The sequence below is a fragment of the Micromonospora sp. Utrum1 genome, from assembly GCF_057197805.1.
Genome location: NZ_CM170071.1, coordinates 6,963,312 through 6,979,906 on the forward strand (window position 1 = coordinate 6,963,312; position 16,595 = coordinate 6,979,906).

Annotated in this window: 15 protein-coding genes; 3 read left to right on the plus strand and 12 right to left on the minus strand. The window is 72.5% G+C overall.

The window, feature by feature from the left end:
* The first annotated feature begins 129 nt into the window (after positions 1-129).
* Positions 130-951, plus strand: coding sequence for a hypothetical protein (locus AC0OLQ_RS32765; RefSeq protein ID WP_484529350.1), 822 nt, complete (start codon positions 130-132; stop codon positions 949-951).
* A gap of 54 nt (positions 952-1,005) precedes the next feature.
* Here the strand turns inward: AC0OLQ_RS32765 and AC0OLQ_RS32770 are convergent, their stop codons facing one another.
* The 6 genes from AC0OLQ_RS32770 to AC0OLQ_RS32795 all read right to left on the minus strand — a co-directional run bounded on the left by AC0OLQ_RS32770 (position 1,006) and on the right by AC0OLQ_RS32795 (position 6,522).
* Positions 1,006-1,755: an SDR family NAD(P)-dependent oxidoreductase gene (locus tag AC0OLQ_RS32770; protein ID WP_484529351.1), complete on the minus strand. Its 750-nt coding sequence runs from the start codon at positions 1,753-1,755 to the stop codon at positions 1,006-1,008.
* 79 nt (positions 1,756-1,834) lie between these two features.
* Positions 1,835-2,950, minus strand: a complete 1,116-nt coding sequence (locus AC0OLQ_RS32775; RefSeq protein ID WP_484529352.1) for a branched-chain amino acid ABC transporter permease — start codon at positions 2,948-2,950, stop codon at positions 1,835-1,837.
* The gene (locus tag AC0OLQ_RS32780) at positions 2,947-3,837 is read right to left on the minus strand and encodes a branched-chain amino acid ABC transporter permease (RefSeq protein WP_357338477.1); all 891 of its coding nucleotides are present in this window, start codon (positions 3,835-3,837) and stop codon (positions 2,947-2,949) included. The genes AC0OLQ_RS32775 and AC0OLQ_RS32780 overlap by 4 nt, the downstream gene beginning before the upstream one ends.
* Entirely contained in the window at positions 3,834-4,577 is a 744-nt protein-coding gene (locus AC0OLQ_RS32785; RefSeq protein WP_484529353.1) for an ABC transporter ATP-binding protein, read from the minus strand. The genes AC0OLQ_RS32780 and AC0OLQ_RS32785 overlap by 4 nt, the downstream gene beginning before the upstream one ends.
* Entirely contained in the window at positions 4,574-5,317 is a 744-nt protein-coding gene (locus AC0OLQ_RS32790; RefSeq protein ID WP_484529354.1) for an ABC transporter ATP-binding protein, read from the minus strand. Before AC0OLQ_RS32790 ends, AC0OLQ_RS32785 begins: the two co-directional genes overlap by 4 nt.
* A 2-nt stretch (positions 5,318-5,319) precedes the next feature.
* Positions 5,320-6,522: a substrate-binding domain-containing protein gene (locus AC0OLQ_RS32795; protein ID WP_357338468.1), complete on the minus strand. Its 1,203-nt coding sequence runs from the start codon at positions 6,520-6,522 to the stop codon at positions 5,320-5,322.
* Between the two features lie 496 nt (positions 6,523-7,018).
* On the opposite strand from AC0OLQ_RS32795, the gene AC0OLQ_RS32800 reads away from it, so the two are divergent.
* Together AC0OLQ_RS32800 and AC0OLQ_RS32805 are read left to right on the plus strand one after the other, a co-directional pair.
* Positions 7,019-8,353 (plus strand): TrkH family potassium uptake protein, encoded by a 1,335-nt coding sequence (locus AC0OLQ_RS32800; protein WP_484529355.1) that lies wholly within the window; start codon positions 7,019-7,021, stop codon positions 8,351-8,353.
* Positions 8,343-9,011 carry a potassium channel family protein gene (locus AC0OLQ_RS32805; RefSeq protein WP_484529356.1) on the plus strand — a complete coding sequence of 223 codons (669 nt, stop codon included), beginning with the start codon at positions 8,343-8,345 and terminating at the stop codon, positions 9,009-9,011. Before AC0OLQ_RS32800 ends, AC0OLQ_RS32805 begins: the two co-directional genes overlap by 11 nt.
* A gap of 50 nt (positions 9,012-9,061) precedes the next feature.
* On the opposite strand, the gene AC0OLQ_RS32810 is transcribed toward AC0OLQ_RS32805, so the two are convergent.
* The 6 genes from AC0OLQ_RS32810 to AC0OLQ_RS32835 all read right to left on the minus strand — a co-directional run bounded on the left by AC0OLQ_RS32810 (position 9,062) and on the right by AC0OLQ_RS32835 (position 16,564).
* Positions 9,062-10,678 (minus strand): serine/threonine-protein kinase, encoded by a 1,617-nt coding sequence (locus AC0OLQ_RS32810; RefSeq protein ID WP_484529357.1) that lies wholly within the window; start codon positions 10,676-10,678, stop codon positions 9,062-9,064.
* 71 nt (positions 10,679-10,749) lie between these two features.
* The gene (locus tag AC0OLQ_RS32815) at positions 10,750-12,303 is read right to left on the minus strand and encodes a fused MFS/spermidine synthase (protein ID WP_484529358.1); all 1,554 of its coding nucleotides are present in this window, start codon (positions 12,301-12,303) and stop codon (positions 10,750-10,752) included.
* A 36-nt stretch (positions 12,304-12,339) separates the two neighbouring features.
* Positions 12,340-13,380, minus strand: coding sequence for a coiled-coil domain-containing protein (locus AC0OLQ_RS32820; RefSeq protein ID WP_484529359.1), 1,041 nt, complete (start codon positions 13,378-13,380; stop codon positions 12,340-12,342).
* A gap of 193 nt (positions 13,381-13,573) precedes the next feature.
* The gene (locus tag AC0OLQ_RS32825; protein ID WP_484529360.1) at positions 13,574-14,383 is read right to left on the minus strand and encodes an inositol monophosphatase family protein; all 810 of its coding nucleotides are present in this window, start codon (positions 14,381-14,383) and stop codon (positions 13,574-13,576) included.
* Positions 14,376-14,828, minus strand: coding sequence for a response regulator (locus AC0OLQ_RS32830; RefSeq protein WP_357338445.1), 453 nt, complete (start codon positions 14,826-14,828; stop codon positions 14,376-14,378). The genes AC0OLQ_RS32825 and AC0OLQ_RS32830 overlap by 8 nt, the downstream gene beginning before the upstream one ends.
* Positions 14,825-16,564: a sensor histidine kinase gene (locus AC0OLQ_RS32835; RefSeq protein WP_484529361.1), complete on the minus strand. Its 1,740-nt coding sequence runs from the start codon at positions 16,562-16,564 to the stop codon at positions 14,825-14,827. The genes AC0OLQ_RS32830 and AC0OLQ_RS32835 overlap by 4 nt, the downstream gene beginning before the upstream one ends.
* Between the last annotated feature and the right edge of the window lie 31 nt (positions 16,565-16,595).

Below are 16,595 nucleotides of genomic sequence, written 5' to 3' on the forward strand. Positions count from 1 at the left end.
CCTGTACCCCCCGGTCGCCCGCCGCGGCGGCCCGCGGCAGTCGGACGGCAGCATATCGGCAGCGGGACGGCCGGGGCGGCCTGTCAGGATGCCGGTGCAACAGCCACCTGGGAAAGTGAGTCAAACGAGATGACGCAGCGTACCGGCACCGCCGTGACGTTCCGGCGGGTCGCGGCCATCGCGACGGCCGTGCTGGCCGCCACCGCCCTGTCCGCGGGGTGCGGCACCGGCGGGAGCACCGGATCCGACCCGGCCCCGTCCCCGTCGGCCGACCCGAAGGCCGCGCTCCTGGCCGCCGTGCCGGACGACAAGGACCCGGCCTTCCGGTTCTCCACCCTCGACGGCGCCGACAAGTTCGTCGGCGTGGTGGACCCGGCCGCGCACGCCATGGAGCTGGGGATGTCGCAGAAGAACGACGACCCGGAGTTCACCATGGACATGACGTTCCGGGTGATCGACGAGGACCTGTGGATGCGGGTCAAGCTGACGGGCATCTCCGGCCTGCACGACATGCTGAAGCTGCCGAAGCGCTGGATGGCGCTGGACCGGACCAAGCTGGACGACGGCTCGGAGGCGCCGGTCTACCAGAACGCGGACCCGGCGAACACCGGCGCGATCATCCGGACCGCCGACACGGTCGAGGACAAGGGCAACGGAACGTACACCGGCCTTGCCGACCTGACCGACAACGTCGACGTGAAGAGCGCCTTCGACGGGGTGGACGTGGCGGCGCTGGGCGAGGCGGCGAAGAAGGTGCCGTTCACCGCGGTGGTCGGCCCGGACGGCAACCTCAGCACGCTGACCCTGGAGATCCCGGCCGCCGGCAAGCAGAAGGCCATGAAGCTGGTCACCCGGTACTACGACTTCGGCAAGGCGCCGAAGCTCACCGCGCCCGCCGGGGACCAGGTGCAGAAGGCGCCGGCGTCGGCGTACGAGCTGCTGAACGGCTGACCCGCGACGAGAGGAGGGGCGGCGGCCACACGGGGGGCCGCCGCCCCTTCCGCGTCAGCGGCCGAGGACGGAGCCGCCGTTGACGCCGAGCACCTGGCCGGTGACGTAGCCGGCGGACGGGCCGACCAGGTAGCGGACAGCGGCCGCGATGTCGTCCGGCACGCCGGCCCGGCCGACCAGGGTGGCGGCCACCCGCTTGGCGTGCCCCTCCGGGGTCATCCGGTCGCCGAAGAACTCGGTCTCGACGACGTATCCGGGGCTGACCACGTTGACCGTGATCTGTTCCGGACCGAGCTGGGCGGCCAGGTCGTACGCCCAGCCGTGCAGCGCGGCCTTCGCCGCCGAGTACGGTCCGCCCCCGCCCCGCTGGGCGGCGATCGAGCTGAGCAGCACCACCCGTCCGCCGGGGCGGCGCAGGGCGGGCAGCAGCGCCTCGGTGAGCAGGACCGCGGTGAGCACGTTGGCGTCGAGGTTCGCCCGCCACCAGGCCGCCACGTCGGCCAGGGTGTCGGTCGGTCCGCCCAGGTAACCGCCGGCGTTGTTCACCACCGCGTCGACGGTCCGCTCCCCGACCGCCTCGACCACCGCCGAAACCTGCCCCGGATCGGTCAGATCGACGACCACCGGGGTGACCGCGTCGGCCCGCCCGCACGAGTCCCCGATCCGCGAGGCGGCCTCCGCGAGCACGTCTCCCCGCCGCCCTACGATCACCACGTCGTACCCGTCGTCGACGAGCCCCCGCGCCACGGCGGCCCCGATCCCGGTCCCACCCCCGCTGACCACGGCCAGCTTGCTCTCCCCCATGACCCCTCCCCAGTTGATCAAGAAGTTTGCGTCATCCTACGGCGGATTCCCGACGCGAACTTCTTGATCAACGCCGGGGTCAGCGGCGGCGGAGGGCCGTCAGGAGGGGGTGTAGGCGGGTGCGGAGGCTGGCCAGGCCGCCGGGGAAGAAGTAGACGGCCAGGATGAAGACGGTGCCGAGGACGAACAGCGGCTGGGACAGGGGGCGGCTGAGGATCGCCGGGAGGTTGTTGACCGCGTCGCTGGTGCCGAAGGCGGTGAGGCGGTGGTCCAGGTACATGTAGAGGATGCCGCCGAGCACCGGGCCCCAGCGCGTGCCGGGGCCGCCGAGCACCACCATGACCAGCAGCGACAGGGTCAGCTCACTCGACGTGACGTGCGTGCTGGCGCCGCCGACGATCAGGCAGTAGACCACCCCGCCGGCCGTGGCCAGGCCGCCGGCCAGGGTGAACGCGACCAGCTTGAACCGGTACGGGTCGAGCCCGAGCACCCCGATCCGCCGCTCGTCGTCGCGCAGCCCGGCCAGCACCCGCCCGGTCGGCGAGCCGCTGACCCGGTGCACGACGAGGACCACCAGGGCCAGGTACGCCAGCGCCAGCCAGTAGAGGTTCACCGTGTTGGTGACCCCGACCAGGGCGGCCGGCAGCCCCGAGACGTCCAGCGGCAGCCCCTCCTCGCCGCCGGTCAGCCCGCCGAAGTCCCGGGCCACCAGGATCGCCCCGACCTGGGCGAAGGCGAGCGTCACCATGGCGAACGCGATCCCGACCGTGCGCAGCGCGACCGCGCCGAGCAGCGCGGCGAGGATCGTCCCGCCGGTGACGGTGAGCAGCGCGGCCTGCCAGAGCGGCAGCCCGGCCCGGGTGACCAGCACGTCGGTGCCGTAGACCCCGGCGGCGAAGTAGAGGGCGTGCCCGAAGGAGAGCATCCCGGTGCGCCCGAAGAGCAGGTCGTAGCCGGCCGCCAGGCCGCCGAAGACCAGGCAGATGGCGAGCAGTTGCAGGGTGCCCGGCGAGTTCAGCGGCCCCTCGAAGATGCCCGGCAGGTTGACCGTGGAATACGGGAGGATCGCCGCCACCACGAGGGCGGCCAGCGGCGCGTACGGGCGCAGGCCGTGCCAGCGGGCGTGGCCGGGGGTCAGCTCGTCGGGCACCGCCGCGGGCGGCGCCGCCACCTCCGGACTCTTGACCTCGGTCATGCGTGAGCCACCTTTCCGGCCAGGCCCTGCGGACGCAGCAGCAGCACCACGGCGAGCAGGCCGACCACGCAGAGGTCACCCAGCCCGGACGTGCCGTAGTAGTTGACGAACTGTTGCAGCAGCCCCACCGCGACCGCCGCGTACGCGGACCCGACCACCGAGCCCATGCCGCCGATCACCACCACGATGAACGCGAAGATCAGCAGCGAGCCGCCCTGCCCAGGCGAGACGGTGCCGAAGTAGACCGAGCCGAGCGCGCCGGCCAACGCGGCGGCCGCCCCGCCGATCGCGAAGACCAGGGTGAACGCCTTGCGCACGTCGATGCCGAGCGCGGTCACCATCTCCCGGTTCTCCACGCCGGCCCGGATGATCAGGCCGTACCGGGTGAACCGGAGGAAGGCGAGCAGCGCGCCGAGCACCACCACGGCGGCGACGATCAGCAGCAGCCCGGCGTTCGGCACCTGGGCGCCGAGCACCGAGGTCACGTCCCGGGTCCAGCCGGGGCGCGGGAACGGCCGCGCGTCGGCGCCCCAGGTGGCCTGGAGCAGCGCCACCCCGGCCAGCGACAGACCGACGGTGACCAGCACCTGCTCGATGGTGCGGGAGTAGAGCGGCCGGATCAGCACCAGCTCGACCAGCACCGCCACCACCGCACCGGCGAGCACGCCGAAGGCGACCGCCACCACGAACCCGAAACCGTCCGAGCCGGCCCCGGGCAGGTTGCCCGCCGCCCACCAGGTCGCGTACGCCCCGACGCCGAGGAAGAGGCCGTGCGCGAAGTTGAGCACGTCGGCCAGGCCGAAGACCAGGGAGAGACCCGAGGCGACCAGGAAGTAGAGCGCCGCCAGGCCAAGCCCGGTCAGGATCAGCAGGATCACCGTGCTCACGCGATGCCATCCTTCGTTCGAACCTCACCGGAGCCGACGCCCAGCAGCGACTTGGTCAGCGCGGTCTCCAGCAGCAGGTCCTGCGCGTCGCCGGTCCAGGCCACCTTGCCGGCGGAGAGCACCACGGCGTCGCGCGCCAGCCGCCGCACCACGGCCAGGTTCTGCTCGACCAGCAGCACCGGCACGGATTCCGCGACCCGTTCCAGCACCTCGGCCACCTCGGTCACCACCTTCGGCGCCAACCCCTTGGTCGGCTCGTCGACCAGCAGCAGCCGGTTGTCGTTGAGCAGCACCCGGCCGATCGCGAGCATCTGCTGCTGCCCGCCGGAGAGCGAGCCGGCCCGTTGCCGTCCGCGCCGGTCCAGCTCGGGAAAGAGGGCGTAGACCTTGTCGTACGCCGGGGTGGTGCCCCGCCGCTCGGCCAGCCGCAGGTTCTCCGCGACGGTGAGCGCGGCGAAGACGCAGCGGTCCTCCGGCACGTAGCCGAGGCCGCCGCGGACCAGGCGGTGGGTGGGCCGGGCCAGCAGGCTCTGCGCGCCCATCCGGACGGTGCCGCGGACCTCGCCGTTGCGCGGGGTCAGCCCGACGATCGCGCGCAGCGTGGTGGTCTTGCCGACGCCGTTGCGGCCGAGCAGCACGGTCACCCCGGTCGGCGCGACCCCGAAGGACACCCCCTGGAGGATGTGCAGCCCGGCGATCCGCACGGACAGGTTCTCCACCGACAGGATCGGTTCCGTCATAGCGATTCCCCCAGGTACGCCTCCTGCACGGTGGCGTTGGCCATCACCGTGTCCGGGGTGTCGCAGGCCAGCAGCGCGCCGTGGTGCATCACGGCGATCCGGTCGGCCAGCTCCAGGATCACGTCCATGTGGTGCTCCACCATGAGCACCGACCGGCCGCTGTCCCCGGTCAGCGACTTGATCACGCTGACCAGCTCGGGCACGTCCTCGGCGCTCACCCCGGCCATCGGCTCGTCCAGCAGCATCACCCGGGGCTCCCCGGCGAGCAGCAGGGCGATCTCCAGCTTGCGCTTCTCGCCGTGGGCCAGGGTGCCGGCCAGCGCCGCACCCCGGTGGGCGAGGCCGACCCGGTCGAGCGCCGCGTCGGCGGCGGCGGCCACCTCCCGGTCGGCCGCCGCCCGCCGCCACAGCTTCATCGAGCCACCCCGGTGCGCCTGTACGGCGAGCCGGACGTTCTCCCGCACCGTCAGCGAACCGAAGACCGAGGACGCCTGGAAGGTACGCCCCAGCCCGAGGCGGGCCCTCTGGTGCGGCGGGAGTTCGGTGACGTCCGCCCCGTCCAGCAGGATCCGCCCCTCGGTGGGCCGGCGCAGGCCGGTGATCAGGTTGAACAGGGAGGTCTTGCCGGCGCCGTTCGGCCCGATCACGCCGAGGAACTCCCCGGGCGCGAGGTCGAGGTAGACGGAGTCGACGATGGCGACCTCACCGATCCGCCAGGTCAGACCGCGGGTGGCGAGCATGGTCAGCCCTTCATCTGCGCGACCGGCGGCGCGCTCTCGTCACCGGTCAGGGTCTTCTGCGCGGCCGCCGTGAAGGCGGTGCCGCTGCCGGAGAGCTTCGCCTGGTACATCGGCTGGAGCAGCGCGTGGTCCTCGGCGCGGATGGTCATCTTGCCCTTGACGCCGTCGAACTGCCAGCCCTCCAGCGCCTTGATCATCTTCTCCACGTCGTCGCCGCCCTCCTGCACGGCGCGGACGACCATCTGCGCGGCGGCGAAGCCGTCCGGGTGGAACAGGTCGAGCGTGCCGCCCGGGATCTTGGCCTTGGCGGCCTTGGCGGCCTCGGTGTCGCTGGCCCCGTCGAAGTAGTGCGACAGGAAGGAGATCTTGCTGCCGGCCGCGCCGAAGGTGGGCCAGGAGGCGCGGATGTCCAGGCCGGTGACGACCGTGGTGGAGGCGAGCACGCCCTGCTGGTCGAGGGTCTGCCACATGGCCGGGGCGGTGGTGCCGGCCCAGGCGACGAAGAGCAGGTCCGGCTTGGCGGCCTTGATCTGGCTGGCGAACGGGGTGAACTCGGTCGCGCTGGCCGGGGCCCGGACGCTGCTCACGGTCGCACCGGCGCCGCCGATGACGGCCTTGACGGCGGCCTCGTTCGCGTCACCGAAGGCGCCGTCCTGGGCGAAGACGACCACCTTCTTGCCGGCGGCGTCGCCGATGAACGACTTGGCGGTCACCACGTCCTGGTACGACTGCCGGCCGGAGCGGAAGGTGTACTTGTTCGCGCCGGTCACGGCGTCGGTGGCGGCCGGGCCGGAGATGAACAGCACCTTGTTCTGCGCCGCGATCGGGGCGACCTGGAGGGCGACGCCGGACGAGGTGGACCCGGCGATGATCTTCGTGCCCTTGCCGATCAGGTCCTTGGCCGCGGAGACCGCCTTCGCCGGGTCGCCGGCGTCGTCGACCTCGGTGAGCTCGATCTTCCGGTCGCCGACCTTGCCGGTGCCCTTGGTGGCGAAGTCGAGGCCGGCCTTGAAGCCCTCGATGTACTGCTTGCCGTAGCTGGCCAGCGGACCGGACTGGGAATACACGAGGCCGACCTTGACCGGTGCGGCGTCGCCGCCGCCGGAGGCGGTGTCCTGCGGGCTGCCACAGGCCGTGGCCGCGAGCGCGGCCGCCATCGCCGTGGCGGCGGAAAGGAACACCCGTCGCGTGTGCCGGATCGTCATTGCGACTCCAGGTGGGGACAGGGGGAAGTGTCAGTTGTCGGCTCACGCTAGAAGTGACGTCACGCACGGGCTATGTGGCCGAAACACACAAGTAACCAGGGTGGGGTGGCCCGCCGTTACAAGCACCCCCGAGTGGTGGATCACTCTCCCCTTCGCGGTGGCCGCCGGCACCACCGGCCGGGGCGCCGCTGTGTCCCGGCCCGCCACCGCTGGCGGCGCGGGCGGCAGTCGCCGTCGTGGTCGGCCGGGAGCGGGCAGAGCCGCCGTCGAGCCGGGCAGGGTTGGCGCTGCCACGACGAGGCGGCACCCCGGACGAGGGTCCGCTCCGCCCTCAGCCCTGATCCACTCCAGCTCGCCGACCTGGCGGTATCCCAGCCCCGCCGACACCCCTACCTCGCCGGACTGGTGTGGATCAAGCCCGTGCCACCCGTTCCGGTTGACCGGCAGTTGGTCTGTTCCTGACCTGCCGGTGAATCTCCGGACGGAAGATGACCTGGTGCGCCGCCTGCTCCGGAACCCCGTACGGCTGGTGCCGTTCGGGTTCTTGGCGGTGATCCTGCTCGGCACCGGCCTGCTGATGCTGCCCCAGGCCACCAGCGAGCAGCACTACACGCCCTTCGTGACGGCGCTGTTCACCTCGACCTCGGCGGTCTCGGTCACCGGCCTCGCCGTCAACGACACGCCGAACTACTGGAACGACTTCGGCCTGGCCATGATCACCGTGCTCACCCAGCTCGGCGGCCTGGGCATCCTGACCGTCGCGGCGCTGGTGATCCTGGTGGTCTCCCGGCGGCTCGGCCTGCGCAACCGGCTGCTGGTACAGGCCGAGACCGCCGAGTTCGGCCTCGGCGACATCCGCTGGCTGCTGGTGCGGATCGTCGCGACGGTCTTCGCCACGGAGGCGGTGATGACCGCGGTGATCACCGGCCGGCTCTGGCTGGTCTACGACTATCCGCCGGGGCGGGCGCTCTGGTTCGCCGCCTTCCACGCGATCCAGGCGTTCAACAACGGCGGCTTCACCCTCTATTCGGACGGCCTGGTGGCCTTCTCCCGCGACCCGTGGGTCGCGCTGTCGCTGAGCCTGGGCGCGATCATCGGCGGCCTCGGCTTCCCGGCGCTGTTCGAGGCCGTTCGGGAGTGGCGGAAACCGCGCCGCTGGGCGGTCGCCACCAAGTTGACCATCTGGGGCAGCGTCGCGCTGATCGGACTGGGCTTCGGGTTCCTGCTGCTCGCCGAGTGGACCAACCCGGCCACCATCGGCACCTACGACGCGGGCGGCAAGGTGCTGGCGTCGTTCTCCCAGATCGCGCTGAGCCGCACCGGTGGCTTCGACGTGATCAACGTCGACAGGCTCAGCAACGAGAGCTATCCGCTGCTCATCGTGCTGATGTTCATCGGCGGCGGCAGCGCCAGCACCGCCGGCGGCATCAAGGTGTCCACGTTCTTCCTGCTCGCCTTCGTGATCTGGGCCGAGCTGCGCGGCGAGCCGGACGTGGCGGTGGGCGACCGGCGGGTGGCCACGGCCAGCCAGCGCCAGGCGATCACGGTGGCGCTGCTCAGCGTGGCGCTGGTCGTCGTCGGCACGATCCTGCTGATCGTGTTCACCGACAACCTGCCCAACTTCGCCGCGGTCTTCGAGGTGACCTCCGCGTTCAGCACCACGGGGCTCTCCACCGGCCTGGCCCCGAATCTGTCGCAACCCGGCCAGTACGTGCTCATCGTGCTCATGTTCATCGGTCGGGTCGGCCCGCTCACGCTCGGGTCCGCGATCGCGTTGAACACCGGGCGACACCTGTACCGCTACCCGGAGGAGCAACCCATTGTCGGCTAGGAGGACGGACGACAGCAGCATCGTGGTGATCGGCCTGGGCCGGTTCGGCTCCCGGCTGGCCGGCGCACTGCTGCAACTCGACCAGGACGTGCTCGCCATCGACCACGAGCAGGAGCGGGTGCAGCGCTGGGCGTCCCGGCTGGACCGGGTGGTACAGGCGGACACCACCGAGGAGAACGTGCTGCGCCAGCTGGGCGTCGCCGAGTTCCGGCGGGTGGTGGTGGCCATCGGCGCCTCGGTCGAGGCGAGCGTGCTCACCGTGCTGGCCCTGACCGAGTTGGACATCCCGCAGATCTGGGCGCGGGCCACCTCCGAGAAGCACGCGAAGATCCTGCACTCGGTGGGGGCGCACCACGTGATGTTCCCGGAGGCCGAGACCAGCGAACGGGTGGCGCATCTGATCGTCAGCCGGATGCTCGACTTCATCGAGTTCGGCGACGACTTCGCCATCGCCAAGGTCCGGGTGCCCGCGTCGCTCGTCGGCCGGTCGCTGCGGGAGCTGGCCCCGACCGACCGGTACGGGGTGATGGTGGTCGGCGCGAAGCTCTCCGGCGAGCCGTTCCGCTACGCCGGCCCGGACACCGTTCTCCAGCCGGACAGCATGCTCATCGTGGAGGGACCGATCGGCCGGGTGCAGCAGTTCGCCGGACTGGGCTGACCGTCACTTCTTCCCGCCCTTACCGCCGGATCCACCCCCCTTCGTGCGGTTCACTTCCCTTTTCCCTTGCCACTCACCTTGCCCTTGCCGGAATTGTCGGGCTTGGACTTGCCGGACGTCTGCCCGCCCCCGCTCTTCGCGGCGGGCTTCGCGGGCGCCTTGGCCGGCGGCTTGGCGGGCGGCCTGGTCGTCGGCGGCGCGGTGGTCGGCACTGAGCCGGCGACGCCGGACACCTGCACGCCGCAGGTGCTCTCCCCGACCTTGAACTCCACCGGCAGCGGGTTGCCCCCGGTGTAGCTGCCGGTCAACGAGACCTTCTTCGAGGCGCCCGGAGCCAACGCGGCGTCGGTGGCCGGCGCCTGGAGCAGCACCGTCCTGCCATGCTGGCGTACCGCCGGCTGGGCCGCGCTGACCGTCTGCCGGCCGGGGAAGGTGAAGCTCATGGTCCAGTCGCGCAGCTCGCGGGTGCCGGTGTTGGTGAGGGTCAGGTCCGCGGTGAAGTCCTTGCCGGAGTCGCGGCGCAGCACGTAGTCGACGGCGCATGGGATCGGCTCGGGCGCACCCATCCGGGCCTCGGTCGGCTCCACCCCGCCGCTGGCCGGGCTCTTGGAGGTGACTCCCCACAGGGTCGCGGTGACCGCGATCAGACCGGCGGCGGCCACCCCGGCCTCCACCTTGCGCCGGGTCGCGGACCGGCGGGTACGGGTGCGGACGGCCGAGAAGGGCAGCGCGTCGGTGCCCGTGGACCAGGGCAGGATCGTGGTGCCGGCGTTCTCCATCAGCGCCGGGTCGAACTGGCCGAGCGCCGGGGAGACCGGCACGATCGCCGCGATCCCGGCCGCCTCGGCGAGCGTACGGGCCACCTCGGCGGTGGCGGGGCGGTCCTCCGGGCGCTTGGCCAGGCAGCGCCGGACCAGCTCGGCGACCTCGTCGGGGAGGCCCACCACCGGGGGCATCGGGTCCGGGTCGTTGTACATGTGGGCGCGGAGCATCTGGGTGGTGGTGCTGGCCTGCCAGGGCAGCCGGCCGGTGAGCATCCGGTAGAGCAGCAGGCCGACCGCGTAGACGTCGGTGGCCGGGGAGACCTGGCCGTTGTCCAGCCGCTCCGGGGCCAGGTAGGCGGGCGTGCCGAGCAGCGCCCCGTCCGGGCCCTTCTCGCTCTCCCCCACCAGCGCCGAGATGCCGAAGTCGACGACCTTCACGCCGGTCGAGGTGAGCATGACGTTGCCGGGGGTCACGTCCCGGTGCACCACACCCCGGGCGTGCGCGGCGGCCAGCGCGGACGCCACCTCCGCGCCGATCGTCACCGCCTCCCGCCAGGGCAGCTGCCCGCCCCGGCCGAGCCGGCTGCTCAGCGGCCCGCCGTCGACCAGCTCCATCACCACGTACGGGACGGTCAGCCCGACCTGCACGGACTCGCCGTAGTCGTACACGTTGGTGATGTTGGGGTGGCAGAGCCGCGCGGCGGCCTGCGCCTCGATCCGGATCCGGTGCCGGAACGCCTTGTCGCTCGCCAGCCGCGAGGCGAGCACCTTGATCGCCACCTGCCGGCCGAGCACCTCGTCGTAGCCACGCCAGACGACCGACATGCCCCCCGCGCCGAGCTGTTCGACCAGCCGGTACCGCTCACCGAGCAGTTGCGCGCCGTTCCTGACCACTGCACCCATGGTGGGTCCAGTTGCCCGAGGTTGACCCTCGTACACCTGGTGGGTCGAAATCGGTCAGCGAAGTCACCCGTTCAGGCGGTCGCCAGGAGCTGGTCCACCGGCGCGTAGTCGTCGGTGAGCACCATCGCGTCCCCGACGAACGCGGCCACCTTCGCCTCGTCCAGCAGCGTCGCCGGCTCCGGCAGCAGCCGCAGCCGGGCCGGGATCCCGGCCAGCGGCAGCGGCGCGTCCGACGCCACGATCACGAAGTTCGCGCCGTGCTGCCCGGCGATCGCGCCGGGCGGGGCGATCAGCGCGACGTGGCGGAACTCGGCCGCCACGGTGGCCAGCTCGGCCCGGATGAACCGGTCCGGCGGGTAGTCGATGACGTTCTGCACGTAGATGCCGTCCGGGCGGAGCACCCGGCGGATGTCGGCGGCCATCTCGCGGGTGGCCAGGTGCCAGGGCACCACCAGGTGCCCGAAGGCGTCGCCGACGATGAAGTCGCGGCTGTCGCCGGGCTCGGCGCCGAGCAGCACCCGCGCGTCCCCCACCCGGGCGCGCAGCTGCGGCCCGGTGCGCACGCCCAGCTCCCGCCGGTCCAGCTCGACCAGGCCGCCGTCGATCTCGAAGACCAGGTTGTCGCTGCCCGGCCGGGTCGCCGCCAGGTAGCGCGGCATGGTGAAGCCGCCGCCGCCCAGGTGCAGCGCGTCCATCCGCTGCTTCGCCGGCCGCGCCAGGTCCGCGACCAGGCCGATCCACTGGGTGTACGCGTACTTCAGGTGGGTCGGGTCGGCCAGGTTCACGTACGAGTGCTCGGCGGAGTTGAGGTAGAGCGTTCGCCCCTCGGTCCACTGCCCGTCCACCTCGACGCGGGCGCAGTGGTAGGCCGTCTCGACATCGCACGGGTTCGGGGCGACCGCGGAGAGGCCGGCCCCGGCCAGGCCGAGCACCGCCAGGGCGGCCTTGGCCCGGGTGGGACCGGGCAGCTCCGCCCCCGACCCCCGGCGCAGGTACGCCCCGAGCACCAGCCCGGTCACCCCCAGCACGCCGGCCAGCGCGAGCACGATCACCGTGCTCGGCAGCGCCGCCACCAGCACGAAGCCGGTCACCAGGGTGGCCGTGATGCCGCCCAGGGTGCCGATGCCGGAGAGCCGGCCGACCACCTGCCCGGTGCGGCGCAGGTCGGCGAGCTGGAGTTTCACCACCAGCGGGGTGACCCCGGCCAGCAACGCCGCCGGCAGCAGCACCGCCAACGCGGTCAGGAGCAGGACCGCGCTCGCCGCGCCGCCGCGCAGCGCCTCACCGGCGTACCGGACCACCGGCAGGGTGACCGCGGTGGCGATGCCGGCCAGCACCAGGGCCGGGGCGAGCAGGGTGCGGGGGTCCCGCCGGTCGGCCAGCCACCCGCCCATCCACGCCCCGTACGCGATGGCGGCCAGCGCCATGCCGATCACCGAGCTGGTCACCTGGAGGGTCACCCCGACGTACGGGCCGACCAGGCGGAGCGAGACCGTCTCCAGCACCAGCACCGCCCCGCTGGAGAGGAAGACCAGGAACGCGGCGAGCCCGTTCGGCAGGGCCCGCGGCGGGACCGGCGCGCTCGGCGCCGGCTCCGCGACGACGTCGGACGATGTGCTGCTCACCGTGGCGATGCTACGCAGCGTTCCCGGCGGAGCGGGTCAATACATCGAGATGTGAACATGGTTTGTGTGGTCCGCGGCGGGACTGCCACCCCCGCTGTACGCCCGCCAGCCGGTGTTCGGCATCCAGATCTGGCGATACCAGATGACGTACATGATGCCCAGCCGGCTCGCGTTGTTCTTCGCCCAGCTGGCGAGGCTGTCCCCGTACGCCTTGTCGCCCCCGGTGGCCGAGACGTCCTCGAAGCCGCCGGTGGCGGCCGCGAAATCGCAGGCGCGACCCTTCGGGTGCTCGCCGCCGCCACCGCTGCGGTGGCAGGAGGCGTAGCGCTTGTAGCCGGCCGCCTTGGCCTGCTCGAGCATGTGCAGGGTGCGCGGGGTGATGCAGCCGTCGGCCGGCGTCGGGTCGTTCACCGAGCAGGACTCCGACGGCCACGAGCCGTCCGGGTTGCGCGGCGCCGGCTTGGCCGAGGACGAGCCGCCGCTGAAGCCGGAGCCGGCGCCGGAGCTGACCTTGGCGAGCGCGACCTCGGCGTCCCGCTTCTTCTTGGCCAGCACGGCGAGCTGCTTCTGCTGCTCCCGGACCTCGGTGTCGATGGCCACCTTGGCCTCGGCGGCCTGGGCCTTCGCCTCGTTGAGATCGTGCAGGCGCTTGCTGTCCCGCTGCGCCATCATGTCCAGCTCGGCCGCCCGCTCGAGGAACGCGTCCGGGTCGGAGCTGGCCAGCAGCATCGACACCGGGGTCAGCCGGCCCAGCCGGTAGGACTGCGCGGCCACCTCGCCCACCTGCGCGGACAGCTCGACCAGGCGTACCTCGGTCTGCTTGAGCTGGCCGGCGAGCGCGACCTGCCGGCGCTTGGAGTTGTCGAGCCGGTTCTTGGCCTCGATGTGGCCCTTCGCCGCCGCCTCCAGGGCCGCCCGGAGCTGCTTGCTGCCGCCCTCGTCGGGGGCGTTCGGGGTGGGCGCGGCGGCGGCCGCCCCGGCGGGGGCGGGACCGGCGCCCAGCAGCAGGGCCGTCGCGGCGAGCAGAGCGAGCAACGACCGGCGGACCCGCCGGCGGGTGAGCCTGGTCCTGGGCACGTAGAGGTCCTTCCGTCGACCGCCGGCCCCCCGAGTCGACCTTGCGCGGCGGCGGCTCCACCGGCCCCGGGCGGCGGCCTGCTGGCGGAGACCGCCGGTCACGATACCGGACCACACGCCCCGCGCCATGCCCCCGACCTCGGGCGACGCGGATCGTCGACGCACCGTGCCGGGGCCGTCGCGGACCGCTCGCTCAGCCGCCCAGCAGGGCGTCTCTGACCTCGTCCCAGATCTCCTCGCTGACCGCGACCAGCAGGCCCTTGCCCTCGTCGGCGGGGTGGTAGTCGGTCCCGTCGAACCGGCGGGCCACGCCGCCCGCCGCCCGGACGAGCAGCGTGCCCGGCGCATGGTCCCAGGGCAGGGTGCGCCAGAAGAGCACGAACTGCTGCGTGCCGGTGAGCATGTCGAGGTATTCCCGGCCGGCGCAGTGCTGACCGGGCAGCAGCTCGCCGAGCCGCCGGCCGCCGGCCTCCACGCTGCGCCGGAGGTCCGGGGGCAGGAAGCGGGTCGTCGCGGTGCCGCGCAGCGCGCCCACCGCCGGCTCCGGCCCGGCCGTGCGCACCCGCGTGCCGTCCAGCCAGGTGCCCTCGCCCGCCCGGCAGGTGGCCATCGTGCCGTCCAGCGGGTCGTAGACCCAGGAGGCGACCGGCTCCCCGTCGGTCAGCAGCGCCACCATCAGGGCGAACGGGCGCCGGCCGGCGGCGAAGTTGGAGGTGCCGTCCACCGGGTCGACCAGCCACACGTCGCCGGCGCCGCGCAGGTGCCGCAGCAGGGTCGGGTCCTCGGCGACCGCCTCCTCACCGACCACCACCGAGTCGGGGCGGAGCCGCCGCAGCCCGGCGGAGATCAGCGCCTCGGCCTTCCGGTCCGCGACGGTGACCACCTCGCCGGGTGCCTTCTCGGAGATGTCGGCGTCGTCGAGGCGGCGGAACAGCGGCACCACGACGTCGGCCGCGGCCTCCCGCAGCAGCGCGCCGACCTCGTCCAGCAGCTGGTCAGCCACGCGGCGGCAGCTTGACCACGCTGACGAAGAACTCGTCGATCTGGCGGACCACCGAGATGAAGCGCTCGAAGTCCACCGGCTTGGTCACGTAGGCGTTGGCGTGCAGCTGGTAGCTGCGCAGGATGTCCTCGTCGGCCTGGGATGTGGTGAGCACCACGACCGGGATCCGGCAGAGCTGCTCGTCCTTCTTGATCTCCTCCAGCACCTCCCGGCCGTCCCGGCGGGGCAGGTTGAGGTCGAGCAGGACCAGGTCCGGGGTGATCGCGTCCGCGTACTGGCCCTCGCGGCGCAGGTAGGCCAGCGCCTCGGCGCCGTCCGAGACGACCGTGAGGCGGTTGCGGAGCTTGTGCTCCTCGAACGCCTCCTGGGTCATCAGCACGTCGCCCGGGTCGTCCTCGACGAGCAGGACCTCGATCGGGCTCTTGCCGTCCGCCGGCGCGGTCATCCCACCGTCTCCTTCATGCCACCCGTTGTACCGTCTCGGACCGCCCCCTCGGGCGTGTCTTCCCGTGCCGTGCCGTCCGGCTGCCGGGCCATGCTCACCGCGGCGTCCTCGGCGCCGTCCCCGGTCGCAGTCCCGTCCCCGGTCGACTCCTCGTCCGCGGCCGGCTCCGCCGCCCGTGCCGCCTCCACGTCCTCGGGCAGGGCGGGGAGGGCGAACCGGATCGTGGTGCCCTCCGCGGCGTCGGTGTCCACCCAGACCCGGCCGCCGTGGTATTCCACGATCTTCTTGACGATGGCCAGCCCGATGCCGGTGCCCGGGTAGGCGTCCTTGGCGTGCAGCCGCTGGAAGATCACGAAGATCTTGTCGGCGAACTCCGGCTCGATCCCGATGCCGTTGTCCCGGCAGCTGATCTCCCACTCGTCGTCGACCAGCCGGGCGGAGACGTGCACCCGCGGCGGCACGTCGGGCCGGCGGAACTTGATCGAGTTGCTGACCAGGTTGGCCAGCAGGTTGGTCAGCAGCGGCTCCTCGCCGCGGATCACCGGCAGCCGGTCCCAGGTCAGCTCGGCGTCGGCGTACTGCCGGGCCGCCTCGGTCTGCCCGGCCACGTCGCCCATCACCTTGTTCAGGTCGACCTCGGTGAAGCCGGTGGTGAGCCGGCCGATCCGGGAGAACGCGAGCAGGTCGTTGATCAGCCGCTGCATCCGCTGCGCGCCGTCCACCGCGAACGCGATGTACTGGTCGGCCCGCTCGTCGAGCTGACCGGAGTAGCGCCGCTGGAGGAGCTGGCAGAAGCTGGCCACCTTGCGCAGCGGCTCCTGGAGGTCGTGCGAGGCGACGTACGCGAACTGCTCCAGGTCACGGTTGGAGCGGGTGAGCTCCTCGGCCTGCTTCTGGAGCTGGCTGTTGACCCACTCGATGCGCTCCCGGGCCTCGCGGACCTCGTCCAGCTCCCGGGCGATCTTCTGCCGCATGAGGTCGATGTCGTCGGCGAGCAGGCGGAACTCCGGCGGGCCGGAGCCCTCGATGTGGTGCCGGTAGTCGCCCGAGGCGACCTCGCGCACCTGGGTGACGAGGCCGGCCAGCGGCCGGATCAGGATCCGGTCCAGCGAGAGCAGCAGAACCGCGCCGGCCACCGCCACCACCAGGGCCGCGATGATCAGGAGCACCACCAGCACGTTGCTGGTCGCGTTGACCTTGTCGGCGGTCTGCTGCCGGACCTCGAGGATCTCACCCTGCAGCGCGTCCACCGCGGACCGGATGCCTTCGAACTGCTGCCGGGTCTCGTCGGTGATCAGCGCCCGGCCGGCGGACGGGCCGCTGTGCTCGGTCGTGGTGATCACGGGCTCGGCGACGGTGGCCCGCCACTGCGCCGCCCGCTGCTCGACGACATCCACCTCGCGCAGCACGTCCGGGTAGTCGACGGCCAGCTTCCGCATCTCCGCGACGGTGTCCTGCTCCCGCCGCAGACCCTCCTGGTAGGGCTCCAGGTCGTTGCGGTCGGCGTTCACCGCGTAGCCGCGGACGGCGGTCTCCTGGTCGAGCAGGGCGCTCATCAGCTCCTGCGCCTGAACCCGCAACGGGCCGGTCTTGAGCAGCACCGCGTCGATGTTCTGCCGGTTCTTGGCGGCGAGGGTGGCCTCGGCCGCGGCCAGCGCGAGCAGCAGCACCAGCACCACGCCGAGCAGCGCGCCGACCCGCCGCCGCAGGGTCCACCCCTGCTGGTACGCCTTCACAGAACAATCTCCGTTCGCGACTGCGCGGCCC